We start from the raw sequence: 12,875 nt of genomic DNA, 5'->3' as shown, positions 1-12,875 counted from the left end.
GCCTCAGATAGCGTTGCGGACGGAGACCACGACCTGACCGTCGAGCATGTCGATGCGGCGGCGCGCGAGGTCGGCGTGGCTGGGGGAGTGTGTGACCATGATGATAGTGGCGCCTTCGTCATTAAGGCGCTGGAGGATATCCATCACCTGTGCGCCGTTATCGGTGTCCAGGTTACCGGTTGGCTCGTCGGCGAGGATCAGGCTGGGCTGGCCTACGATGGCGCGCGCAATGGCCGCGCGCTGCTGCTGGCCGCCTGAGAGTTGAGAAGGATAATGCCGTGCACGGTGCGCGATGCCGACATGGTCCATCGCATGCGCAACGCGCTCCCTGCGCTCGCTTTTGGGCATCTCACGGTAGATGAGGGCCAGTTCGATGTTTTCTTCGATCGTCAACTCATCGATCAGGTTAAAACTCTGGAATACATATCCCAGATGTTCCCGGCGGAATTTGGCAAGCTCCGCTTCGTTCATTGCGGTCAGTTCCTGTGTGCCGAAGCGATAGGAGCCACCGGTCGGCCGGTCGATCGTGCCGAGGATGTTAAGCAGGGTGGATTTGCCGCAGCCTGAAGGCCCCATGATTGCGACGAATTCGCCGGTCTCGATCTGAAGGTCGATGTCCTGCAGGGCCGTGGTTTCTACCTCGTCAGAACGGTAGAGGCGCTGGATTTGAGAAAGTTCGATCAGCATGATATTCGGCCCTGTCAGTGGATCGAGAGATGGTTGAAATTCTTGTAGGAATTGTAGGAAGAGACGATCACCCGATCTCCATCATGCAACCCGCCGGTAATTTCGACCTGCTCGGGATTGCGACGCCCGGAGGTAATTGAAACCCGGTCTGCGCTGTGATCCCCTGATGCCATGACAAAGGCCGAAGAGCCGCCACTCGCCTCCAGCCACGCGCCATTTGGCAGGACGAGAGCACGATGAGTTTCACCGAGCGTGATGCGCAGATCGACGCTTTCTCCGCGCCTTAACCCTGCTGGCGGAGGACGGTCGAACGTGAGTTCCGCGCGAAACTGGCCGTTCGTAACCTGTGGATGCACGCGGGATACGGTCATTGGCAGTTTTGTGTCGCCAAGATCAGCCTCGGCCCGTTCGCCGATTGCGACGCGACCTAGGTAGAACTCGTCAATGTCTGCATCGAGACGATACTGTCCCTCGCTGTCGATCTGGCCAATCTTATCTCCAGCTTTCAGTGACTGCCCCGGCTGAAGGTCAAAATTGGTCAGTCGGCCATCCAACGGCGCACGAAGGATTAGTGCATTGAGGCTGGTCTCCACGACGTCCAGATTGGATCGCAGCCTCTGGGCTTCTTCGTCAATCTCGTTTCCCTGCCGATCCGCGACCTTCAGATCCAGTGACAGTGCATTTTCAAGGCGCTTTAGGCGCTGGGCGTAATAGTCAGCCTCGTCACGATAGGACTGAACGTTCGCGTCAGATTCAAAGCCTTGGCCGTGAAGTTGCTGGCGGATGGAAAGCTCGCGCTGGGCCTTGAGAAGATTATATCTGGCCTCGGCGAGCTGCGTTTCTTCGGTTGTGCGGGTCTGTTGCAGGGTCAGGCGCTGGGCACTAACTGCACCGAGTTGGCTTGCGATCTGCGCTTCTCTGGACGTGACGTCCAGCTGGAGCTGAGGATTGGTCAGATGTGCCAGAACGTCCCCCTTTTTCACGAGGGCACCATCCTTTGCCACGACTTCAGAAACCTCTCCGCCCTGTATGGCGTCGATAAAAGTGACGTTGAGCGGAGCAACGGTGGCGCGAACTGGAAGGTAATCGAGAAAGGGTGCGGACTGTATGGTCGCGACTGTCAGCTGGTCCTGAGATACCGAAAGCGTTCCCGACGCGGGTACGAGACGCCATCCAGCCCAGAGAAGACCGATGACTACCACAGGAGCGCCATAACGCAGGGTCTTCCGGAGCACGACCTTACGCCGTGAAGGAGGGACCACCCGATCCATAACTGCGCCTGATGCCGGGCGCATCGTAGTGTTCGACGACGCTTTGGAAACGGGTTGATCCATGCACTGTTTCTCCTGTTGGCAAACAGTGTATCATGGATGATTATCGAATTTATCTTATTGATAAATAAGGAAGAAATTAAGGTATCTATCTAGGATATGTCCGGTTTCGAACGTGGTGTCCGGAACCGGACACCTCTGAAAGGCCAGTCAAGATCGAAATGAATGACTTCCGCAACGAATCGAGAGAAGGAAAGTCGTTAGTGCCCCGCCTTCTCTTCGTCGATGATGATCGCGATGTGCAGATTGCTGCGAGGCTATTGTTTCGCCGAAGTGGGATCGAGATGCTGTCTGCGTATGGAGCGGAAGAGGCTCTGACACAGCTTGCATCTTTTCCTGTGGACCTTGTGCTGCTGGATCTCAATTACAGAAAAGGCGAGAGTAGCGGCGCAGAGGGGCTGGCCTTACTCAGAAATATCCTGGTTCTCCGTCAGGATCTGCCCGTGATCGTCGTAACCGGCCATAGCGGCGTAACGATTGCGGTTGCAGCAATGCGGGCAGGCGCTGCTGATTTCGTTATGAAGCCCTGGAATAATGAGCGCCTTCTTGCGCTGGTTGGCACAACTCTGAAGGGCCGTCGGGCCGATCAGGCGGCTGAAACCGATCCTGTTATGATCGTGGCGTCGGAAAACCTGCGCCGTATTGTCACTGAAGCCGACCGCTTGGCCGTTACTCGTGCTCCACTGGTCATTACAGGGCCGTCAGGGGTTGGAAAGATGCTTCTTGCACGGCGCATTCATGCGCTTTCTCAGGAGAGCAATCCCGCAGTGACGATCCGCGCGGAAGATTGCGAGGGTCTACCTGAAGGAGGCGGAACGTGGATTTTTCGTAACTTTGAAGCGCTGTCTGCACCCATGCAACGACATCTGGCAGACAGGCTGGATGAACCCACGCCCCCACGGGTCATTGCCCTTTCATCTGTGGATCATACTGGTTTGGAGGCTGCTCTTGACCCGCGACTGATGCTGCATCTTGGGATGATAATACTGCCGCTGTCGCCTCTTCACGAGCGACCGGAGGATATCCTTGCCCTGAGCGGACATTTTTTACGCTATTTCTCAGTTCGACACGGGCTGATGGAGCCAGTGATAGATGAAGAGCGGCGTCAGTTGCTCTGTGGAGAAGCATGGCCGCAAAACGTGCGAAGCCTTCGTGCAACCGTTGAGCGGGCGGTCCTCACGGGAACATGGAGTTGGACATCAGCTGACGAGCAGGGCGGGGCGTCAAAAAGCACGCCTACACTGCGCGATACAGAGCGGTCCCTGATCGAGGCGACTCTTCGCAAACACGGATTCAATGTCACACAAGCGGCGCGGGAGCTAGGCCTGACACGACCGGCGCTCTACCGCCGGATGGCAAGGTATGGGCTTTAGATGCGGGTTGCGATTGAAACGCTTCTGCTGCTTTCCGGCATCGTAGCGGCCTGTCTGATCACGGCTCCGGCGTGGCAGCACGGGTTTTACGCAACGGCTGTTCTGCTATCGTGCCTGGGATTGTTTTGTGCTGGCTCTGTCGTAGATGCACAGATCCGTATGGCGCGACGCCTGAAACGACAGGAACCTTCTGTCGTGCGATCTGTGGATCGGGAAAAACTGCGCAACCGGGCGCTGCTGGACCATGCTCCGGTTCCGCTGCTGATCCAGTATGTTGATGGCACCCTGCATGCTGCCAATCGCGCGGCACGGCGTCTGTTCATGACGGAAGGTGTCCTCCGCGATCCACCACCGCCACTTGTCATGGCATTAGAAAATGACGCGACGGGGCCAGAGAAACGTTTGATCCGACTGGCGTCCAGCGGAGGCTCATCCCGGGTCTACGCGCTATCAATGGGGAAGGGTGGGGGCGCCGGAGGCATCGTGGCGTATCTGGCACTGACAGACGTTGAAGCCGGACTGAACGCTGCTGAAGCACAGGCACTTCGTGATCTGTTGCAGATCTTGAGTCATGAAATCATGAACTCCCTCACACCCATCGTTTCTCTGTCGGCGACGGCAGAGGATCTGTTTGCCGAACAATGCAGTTTGAAGAGAGGGCGTTATGAGACAGACGATCTGATCATCGAGGCACTTGGGACAATCCGTCGCCGTACTGAAGGGTTAGATCGTTTTGTTCGTGGTTACCGTGATCTTGCCCGCCTGCCAGAGCCGGATCTGAAATTAACGGATCTTGGTGCATTGGTTCAGGAGATTGTGCGAATTTTTACTGCGCGATGGAAGGAATGCGTGGCGCTGGATGTCGTTGTACCGTCCGGCCGTATCATGGTTCGGCTTGATGCCGTGCAGATGGAGCAGGCGCTGTTAAACCTTCTGAACAATGGCGCGGAGGCTGCTCTCACACAGCCTGATCCTCATGTGCAACTGGCTGTCGAAGCTATGAATGACACGATTGCTATCCGTGTTCGCGATAATGGACCGGGTATAGATATGGATCTACGGGACCAAATCTTCGAGCCGTTTGTGTCATTCAAATCTGGAGGAAACGGAATCGGATTGCCTCTCGCGCGCCAAATTATCAGAGGTCACGGTGGTAGACTGGCATTAGGGATCACGGACGAGAAATCACATTGGAAAACAACGTTTGATGTACAGTTATAATATCTTCCACAAGGAAAAAGCAGGTTTGCAAACGCCATGTGAGATAGGCAGGTTTCTTCATTTATAAGCTCCGTAACCCTCTCAAATTACCACTATAATATGTTGGATTAATATCCGGGGCATAATTAGGGGTATTATAAAATACTCATCGAAAATTTTCTTTGAAAATCATACAATTAACCGTTCAAATACATTGACATCCCTCCGCCATTCAATGCGTCCCACAATAATTCATAGTGATTTTAGTGTCATCAAACTGGCGATTTTTGCTGTTTGTGGACTTTATAATGCTCCGTGATAGTCCCTCAAGCTCAAGCAGCGTCGGAGTATAATGAGAGTATCATTTCATGTGTGGGGTATCGATGCTGATGGATATTCAACTGCATCGCCTTGCGCTAGCAGAAAAAGCTTACAAACGGGCAGCTTATTCATTCTCGTACAACCTAACGGCTCGCAACTATGGCGTATGAAGTATCGCTTCGGCGGCCGCGAGAAGTAAGCTACGGGCCGTTCGTGATCCTGCCCTGACCAGAAAGCGCATCGGGCCGAAGCACAGAGAGCAGACCGGCAGTTACAAAGCGTCGGAGAGGACTGGATTACAGTACAGAGCGATCAGTGGGCGGAGCACGACAGAAAAGATGTGGCAACCAGTCTGCAATGTTTCTTATGGCCGCCACTTGGTCTGATCAATCTTGACGACATCATACCTCCCGTAGTTGCTGGAGGTTATCCGCCGGATCGAGGCCACGAGTGCAAAAGAAACAGCACGTTGGCCGTAGAAAGTCCAATGGGCCTGACAGAGGGATATAATTGGAGAACCGCCTTCAGCCGTTTTTTAGAAAAATGAGTAAATTTTTAGCTCTTTCTAATTTTTCTTCAGACGCTAATTCATATTATCGCTTTTCGGATGCATCATCAGAGTTACGGGAATATTATGCCATCTTGAAAAGAGAACGCCGCAAAGAAATTATAGAAAATACAACCTCACATCGAAGAAAAAAAATCAAAAATTATTTGAAGGAGAATATTTCACCACACAATTACGACCAGATGCTTTAGCCTCGTATAATGCAGCATCCGCCTTCGTAAGAAGAGACTGAAAGTCTTTTTCATTTATACAGTCTCGATAAACAACTCCTATACTGACAGTCATCTGTAATCCTGATTCAGCAATAAGGCAGGGAGCATGCTCTACCGTTTGGCGAACTTTCTCAGCCAGATCGATAGCCGTCTTTTCATCAAGAGCAGCAACGGTAATCGCAAATTCTTCTCCGCCGACGCGGCCAAAAATCTGGTTGGGACAAAGCACATCAGAAATAGCAGCAGTCACGGCGACAAGAGCTGCGTCTCCCGTAAAATGGCCATACGTGTCATTGATATCCTTGAAACGATCAAGGTCTATCATAAGTATGGCAACGCCGTTGTTCTTCGGGTTTTCTACGACGTCCTTAATCAAGGCCGCGCTTCTCTCCAGATAGGCCTGGCGGCTCAGAACATGCGTTAGACTATCCCAAGTAATGGATTGATTCAGTCGCGCCACCAAAGCCCGTTGCGTGTTCATGATAGCTGCTACTGTAAGAGGGCCAAGTACCAGAAAAGAAAGACCAAGCCGAAAGGAAACGGTTACACCAATAGCCTCATGCGCCTGATGGAAATTCAGAAGCCCGGCTTCTACAATTCCCATCACCGTGACGTTAAAAATCAGGACGACAAGACACATAGGCAGAACGCTGTAGGTCAGGGCACACCACAGCAGGGCAGGGACGGGAAAAGCAATTGCGCCAGGACCGCCAGTGAGGGTAGCGAGAACTACTGAGGCTGCCAGACTTACAATCGGCGCGATATTGAAGCCTGGCGTTACCAACACACTGCGCCAGCCTGCATTCACAAGATCCGAAAACCATTTTTTTCCTGCAAAACAGACAGGAAGCAAGACGAGATAGCGGTTCAGCTCACTACTGAACCACAAAATAAAGCGCCCCCACGGGGTACTGCCAGGAAGAGAAAATGCAATTCCTGTTCCCACTAACGCTGCGGCCCCTGCCGCGCCTGAACAAACCAGCAGTAAGGCGAGAACAGACTGGGGGCCATCCAACTCTGTCTCTTGTCGTTCCAAGCGCCGAAACAAGATGTACCCCATACCAACGCCAGCTAGGTTTGCTGTTGTGAGCCAGGCATTTGTAAAAAGCGGATCAGCCATTATCCACCCAGCCAGTAAGTAACCGACAGAGGCACTGATCCAGCAACTTCTTTGGCTAAAGCGAGGGTAAGTAATCATCAGCCACAGCAACAGTGCATTTGCTGGCCAGATCTGAGCAAGCTGCCCGATATAGCGCGAAGATATACCTACTATTGCTGCAACGAATACAACGATGCCGACAAAAAGAAACGGTGGGCACTTTTTTGTCAGACGTAAAAGCATGAAAAAATCAGACTATCCCAAATTTACAATAAGCGGACCCTTTGAAGTCTGCATCAAACATGTTTTCCAAACCATTAAGAAGCGCCTATGCGTGCCGGAAGATACCCCGATAAAGACTTACAAACAGAGCATGTCATATTCTTTGACCTAAAAAATAACAAAGTCACTTTTCATGATAGAGTATTTCACCATCCTCCCAATGACCCGTATCTCCCTAGCTCATTCGAAGCTCGACCGGCCCCAAAGCCGGTACTCATTGACATAGAACCGTGTACTTTTCCGTCCTTGAGGCCATCTTTCTCATTGCTCTCTGGAGCAGCAGAATGAACAGGCTTCAAAAGGTCGTCCCGCACATCTCGATGGGGAGAAGCTGCACATCCCGCCATCATACTCAAACAGACAATGGTCAGCCTGTGAAATCGCAAGGCAGTAACCTTTCAAGATGATAATCCTGCCCGCGGGCGCTCTCAAACCTTCTCAGCGAGCATTTCCCATAGCTGCATCAAAGAGGAAGGCACGTTTTAATGGCTCAGACGCCCTGAGAGACGTTTTGCTGCTTTTCGAAAAGCTTCATAAAAATCCGGGTCAATAGAGATTTCTCCGCCCGAGAAGCCGATGAAGCCGTCTACCATGCCATTTTGTAGAAGGCCTTCAGAATGAACCAACATTCCATCTGGATCTTCCTGACTGCCTGAAGCGGGCGCCCCGTCCTCGACCCTCGATCGAAGTGGCTGCTTCCAGGACTTTTCCCAGTATGCTTCAACTTTTTCGGGATACAGTCGTCCGTCAACTGTATAGCCCTCCATCGGCTTGCCCAAACCGTGCATATAACCGATTTCCACGGCAGTGCCTGGATCCATGTCCGCCGCACGACGGAACGGATCCACACAGAACAGACCTGCATCACACTGATCCATCAATGCTCGGTCAGCGCGGACAAATGCCAGAATGGTCTCCCGTCCTGGCGGCATCAGACGAGCTTCTGCTTGCCCGTCAAACGGAGCAATCCCTTCAAGCCCATACTCCGCACAAATAGCTTTGAGGCGCTCGAATATGGAGAGAGCATCAGGTCGAAAGACGAGATCTCCAGCAAGATAGACGGAAGGAATTTTTGTCTGCATGACCATGGGCCCTACCACGCGTTTTCCGCAGACAAAACCTCTTCTGTTTGCGTTACCAAAATTAATTCACGCATCCTGAATGTTACGAAGCGCTGAATATATCCGACGATACCGGCGATAGGCCGCAGCATATTCATTTTGAAGGCCAGCTTCAGGATCAGTTGCCGAGACACGTTCTGGAGACGTGCAGACGCTCTCTACACTTTCACCTGTTGCCGCAAGACGCGCCAACCTGGCAGCCCCAAATGCGCCACCATGCTCTCCATGTGCCAGGCAATGGAGCCGTAAATCCAACACAGACGCCAGAATGGAAATCCAGAATGGGCTGCGCGAGCCCCCGCCGATAACGTCGGCTTCCTGAATGGAAGATCCTGACACCTTCAGCCCCTCAAGGGCGTCCCGGAAAGAGAATGCCACCCCCTCTAATACTGCCTGCGTCAGCTCAGAACGGCTTGTGTCCTGTGAAAGCCCGATAAATGCCCCTCGAATGGTCCCATCGTTGTAAGGCGTTCTTTCTCCAGACAAATAAGGGGCAAACAAGACGGGAGAAGGGTGGGACGGTTTTTCAGGAAGTTCAGCCAGTAGATCAGCTTCTTTCATCCCACAGGTTCTTGCCCACCAGGCAAGCGAAGCCGCGGCAGACAGAGTGACCCCCATCTGATGCCAGGTCTTGGGAACAGCGTGACAAAACGCATGGACGGCAGACTGATGCTCCGGACGAAATTCGTTGGTCGTCACCCAAACAACACCAGACGTTCCCAGCGAGATAAACGCATCGCCATTGCGGATTGCACCAAGCCCAACAGCTCCCGCAGCATTATCGCCCGCACTGCCGGCAAAGACCGGGGAAGCCACCATTCCCCAACGTTTGGTGAGCTCTTCATTCAGATATCCTGCTGGCGCAGTCCCCTCACGGAGCTCAGGCATGTTGGCACATGTCAGGCCCGTTGCCTTCAAGGCTTCAGGTGACCATTCACGTTTTCCCACATCCAGCCAGAGAGTGCCTGAAGCATCGGACATGTCTTCAATCATCTGACCCGTCATTCTGTAGCGCAGCCATGCCTTTGGAAGAAGAACATGCTGAATACGTTCGAAAATTTCAGGTTCATGCCGAGCAACCCACAGAATTTTTGGAGCGGTAAAGCCAGGCATTGCAACGTTGCCCGTAATCTCTCGACTGCGGGGGAAACGCTCTTCAAAAAGCGCACATTCCGCCTCTGAGCGGGTATCATTCCAAAGAATACACGGGCGCAGAACCTCTCCCGCAGAATCCAGCAAAACTGCACCATGCTGCTGGCCGGAAAGACCAATGCCCCGTATGGCAGAAACAGCTTCTGGAACTCTGGACTTCAAGTGGTCGATGCCACGACAGGTCGCAGTCCACCAGTCTTCCGGAGCCTGTTCGCTCCATCCATCGTATGGCCGACTGACTGTCAGACCCTCTGTATGAGACGCAACTTCCTGTTGGTTCTCGTCCACCAACAAAACCTTGATTCCGGAAGTTCCGACGTCAATTCCCAGAAACATGCCTATGTCCCAAACCAGAGTTTAAAATCCGGAGCTTAGCGCATAGTCTCAAAGAATAGGCAGGGCACAATCTAGTGACCGGTTTCTTGAGTTCGCAACCATAAAAAAGCCACCGGGATTATTCTGCCACAGCAGCCTCGCTGACCTGAAAGGCGTGACATGCAAGATCAGCCAACTCAAGCACAAGGCCGTCTATATCGTTTTTAACCTGTTCAAACCCACGCGACGGCTGAAGGGTGACCGGGTTCAAATAACGGGATCGGCATATTTCGAGCTGAAGGACATGAATGCCCTCAGATGGCTGGCCATAATGTCGCGTGATGTAGCCCCCCGCGTAAGGCACATTCCTTCGAACAGCGTATCCTCTGCCTGAAAGATAGTGCTCCGCACACTCTGTGAGAGCGGGGGAGCATGATTTGCCATGCAGATCACCCAGAACCATGTCGCAGCTTTTCGCCTGATGCAGGCGGGGCATTGAATGAGCCTCTAGAAGAATTACTGAGCCAAACTGTTTTTGCATTTCGTACAAAAGATTCTGAAGGGCCTGATGATAGGGGACCCACGACGCAACCAGGCGCCTTTGAACTTCATCCAATGGCAGGCAGTGCGTATAGATTGGTCGTCCTTGCGTGGCGCAACGCGGAATAACCCCAAAACCTGCACGGACTTTCGAGGTCTGCAGCAAACCAGAGGCGGAAAGGGAAGGTTTGAACATTCCCGAATCCAGTTCACGGCAATCCCGATTAACGTCACACCAGATCCGTGGAAATTCGGTTGTCAGCAATGTTCCCCCCATGGATGGAACACATTCGAACAACTGATCGACAAACCTGTCTTCTGTCTGCTGAAGCTCCCACAATGAAAGCCGACTGCTCTCCAGAAAATCCTGAAAATATTTCTGTCCGGAATGCGGAGAAGAAACTACAAGAGGAATGGCCGTTTTCTGAGGCTTTTGAATGATTACAGCAGGATAGGGGGAAGGGTCAGTCATAACCTCAGTGCATTTTTTTTGTTCAAGGGGGTTGTCACCCACATTCGAGACAGCTAAACACCGCCTCACCGGATCGGGGGCGCATAGCTCAGCGGTAGAGCACTACCTTGACATGGTAGGGGTCACAGGTTCAATCCCTGTTGCGCCCACCACCCGATCCGGTCAGATATTCCTTATAAAATCGCAGCTTTCAAGAGAAAATTCGGAACCAGCCCGATCATTTCCGCTGCCGCATATCGCCGATATCTACCGCCTAGAATCGTGCTGCACCGATAAAATCCGTGCAAAATCCGTGCAGTCCAAAATGACCGTTTCGCACAGATGCACTAACCTTCTGAAATTGCTGACAAACGAATTTCCGGTACAGAATTCATTTGACGCGGCCTAATATGTTCTCTTTTTGTTCTCATTAGACAGGAAGAGAACATGGCATATCAAGGCGACCGCACAACGGGTTTTGCATCACCCACAGCTGACAATATCGAGGGTACTATCGACTTAATGGCGGCCGTCTTGGATCTGCGTCAGCCAAGCCGCTACCCCGTTCGCGTCGAAGGTGATGCCCTGGTCGGACGCGGAATCAAGCACGGCGACATTCTGGTGGTCGATTCTGCCTTAGCTCCACGGGCGGGTGTCGTCGTGATAGCCAGCGTCGGAGATGAGCTGCGCGTTTGCGAACTAACACAGCGTCCCGATGGCTGGTGGCTTCGCCCGTCAGGATCCACCAAACCTCTCCAGGTCGACGATGACACTGACGTCTCAATCTGGGCCGTAGCGACCGGCCTAGTCCGCACAGACGTCTGATGCCTGTCTTTGGCCTGATTGATGGCAATTCGTTTTATTGTTCCTGTCAGCGGGCTTTCGAGCCGCGCCTGAAGCGCAAGCCAGTCGTGGTTCTCAGTAATAATGACGGCTGCGCCATAGCCAGAACACGCGAAGCCAAAAGCCTTGGGATCAAGATGGGCGATCCCTGGCACTTCGCCCGCAAACGCCCTGAAGCTCGGCCGGTCGTTTGGTATTCGTCCAATTATGCCCTTTATGCCGACATGTCTCGCCGGATGTACGAGGTTCTTCAGGCGCGCGTTCCTGCTGTCGAGCCCTATTCGATCGATGAGATGTTCCTCGATCTGACAAGTCTGCCAGGTGACTTGTATGAGCGCTGTAAGAACATCAGAGAGGCTGTCTGGCGAGAGGCGAAAATTCCGACCTGCGTCGGGTGGGGACCAACAAAGACGATCGCCAAACTAGCGAATGGTTTGGCCAAGGATCACGCGCGACTGGAAGGGCTATGTGATCTGACAGATCCGCGTATCCGGGCCGAATGGTACGCCGTCACCAGCATCGAAGAGGTCTGGGGAACTGGACGGCAGACCGTAAAGAAATTGCAGTCGATGGGCATTGAGACAGTGTCAGATTTTGTGACACTGGACCCAAAATCAATCCGCAATCTTCTGACTGTCGTGGGCGCCCGCGTCCAGGCGGAACTACGTGGGCAGTCGTGCCTTGCGCTTTCAGATGTTTCGTCCAGTCGGAAAAGCATTGCCTCGACACGGACCTTTGGCCGCCTTCTGACCGAATGGCCCGAGATCCGCGAAGCCGTTGCTCATTACGCGGCCAGAGCGGCAGAAAAGCTGCGCGCCGAGCATCTGGAATCCGCGCACCTTTCTGTTTTGATCCAGACGAATCCTCATAATGGGGACCCCTGGTACGCAAAGCATGTCGGCGCTGCCATTGAGCCCACGTCAGACACTCGAGATCTGATACGGCATGCTACCGATCTAGCTCAGAGCGTATGGTTGCCAGGATATCGATATTTCAAAGCGGGAGTTGTGTTAACCGATCTCAGGCCAGCAGGTGCTCAGGGGGCATTGTTTTCAACACGGGCACCTGACCTCTCTTCCGCAGCAATGGCCGTTATGGATGCAATCAACGCGCGATTTGGAAGCGGCGTCGTGCGGCCTTCTTCGACAGGCTTGCGGCGTACATGGACCCCGAGGGCGTCCCTGCTATCTGCGCGTTATACGACAAGATTGGATGAAATTGTCAGAGCGAGAAGCTGGTAAATAAAGTAATGGTGCGCTTAACGAAATTAGCTTTTTTCTTTTCCTATAGCACCTGACTAGGCATCACAGGGGCGGTACCATGCCGGGGATACTAGCTAATATACCAATCGTAAGCGCACCACTTGTTTTTGAAGGATTC

10 protein-coding genes and 1 tRNA gene are annotated in these 12,875 nt (G+C 53.0%); 5 read left to right on the top strand and 6 right to left on the bottom strand.

The window, feature by feature from the left end; all coding sequences use genetic code 11:
• Positions 1-3: 3 nt before the first annotated feature.
• Both JN414_RS08455 and JN414_RS08450 read right to left on the bottom strand, forming a co-directional pair.
• Positions 4-687 (bottom strand): ABC transporter ATP-binding protein, encoded by a 684-nt coding sequence (locus tag JN414_RS08455; RefSeq protein WP_202207508.1) that lies wholly within the window; start codon positions 685-687, stop codon positions 4-6.
• A 14-nt stretch (positions 688-701) separates the two neighbouring features.
• Complete coding sequence (locus JN414_RS08450; protein ID WP_237389946.1) at positions 702-2,021, bottom strand: efflux RND transporter periplasmic adaptor subunit; 1,320 nt, start codon at positions 2,019-2,021, stop codon at positions 702-704.
• Between the two features lie 200 nt (positions 2,022-2,221).
• Here JN414_RS08450 and JN414_RS08445 point away from each other — a divergent pair, with 200 nt between their 5' ends.
• Both JN414_RS08445 and JN414_RS08440 read left to right on the top strand, forming a co-directional pair.
• Positions 2,222-3,391 (top strand): sigma-54 dependent transcriptional regulator, encoded by a 1,170-nt coding sequence (locus JN414_RS08445; RefSeq protein WP_202207507.1) that lies wholly within the window; start codon positions 2,222-2,224, stop codon positions 3,389-3,391.
• A complete protein-coding gene (locus tag JN414_RS08440; RefSeq protein WP_202207506.1) occupies positions 3,392-4,612 on the top strand; it encodes a PAS domain-containing sensor histidine kinase in 1,221 nt (406 codons plus the stop codon).
• 1,003 nt (positions 4,613-5,615) lie between these two features.
• Here the strand turns inward: JN414_RS08440 and JN414_RS08435 are convergent.
• The 4 genes from JN414_RS08435 to JN414_RS08420 all read right to left on the bottom strand — a co-directional run bounded on the left by JN414_RS08435 (position 5,616) and on the right by JN414_RS08420 (position 10,673).
• Positions 5,616-7,034, bottom strand: coding sequence for a GGDEF domain-containing protein (locus JN414_RS08435; RefSeq protein ID WP_202207505.1), 1,419 nt, complete (start codon positions 7,032-7,034; stop codon positions 5,616-5,618).
• Positions 7,035-7,555: 521 nt separating this feature from the next.
• Positions 7,556-8,155, bottom strand: a complete 600-nt coding sequence (locus tag JN414_RS08430; protein WP_202207504.1) for a nucleoside 2-deoxyribosyltransferase — start codon at positions 8,153-8,155, stop codon at positions 7,556-7,558.
• 66 nt (positions 8,156-8,221) lie between these two features.
• A complete protein-coding gene (gene xylB, locus JN414_RS08425; protein WP_202207503.1) occupies positions 8,222-9,682 on the bottom strand; it encodes a xylulokinase in 1,461 nt (486 codons plus the stop codon).
• A gap of 118 nt (positions 9,683-9,800) precedes the next feature.
• Positions 9,801-10,673, bottom strand: a complete 873-nt coding sequence (locus JN414_RS08420) for an N-formylglutamate amidohydrolase (protein ID WP_202207502.1) — start codon at positions 10,671-10,673, stop codon at positions 9,801-9,803.
• A gap of 77 nt (positions 10,674-10,750) precedes the next feature.
• Between JN414_RS08420 and JN414_RS08415 the strand changes: the two genes are divergently transcribed.
• From JN414_RS08415 to JN414_RS08405, 3 genes are all read left to right on the top strand, one after another.
• Positions 10,751-10,825: transfer RNA gene (locus tag JN414_RS08415), tRNA-Val, on the top strand.
• Between the two features lie 274 nt (positions 10,826-11,099).
• The gene (locus JN414_RS08410) at positions 11,100-11,477 is read left to right on the top strand and encodes a LexA family transcriptional regulator (RefSeq protein WP_202207501.1); all 378 of its coding nucleotides are present in this window, start codon (positions 11,100-11,102) and stop codon (positions 11,475-11,477) included.
• Positions 11,477-12,736, top strand: a complete 1,260-nt coding sequence (locus JN414_RS08405; protein ID WP_202207500.1) for a Y-family DNA polymerase — start codon at positions 11,477-11,479, stop codon at positions 12,734-12,736. Before JN414_RS08410 ends, JN414_RS08405 begins: the two co-directional genes overlap by 1 nt.
• Positions 12,737-12,875: the final 139 nt, after the last annotated feature.

Origin of the sequence: Gluconobacter sp. Gdi (assembly GCF_014132155.1) — a bacterium.
Lineage (GTDB): Bacteria > Pseudomonadota > Alphaproteobacteria > Acetobacterales > Acetobacteraceae > Gluconobacter.
This window is presented reverse-complemented; position numbering and strand designations above follow the sequence as displayed.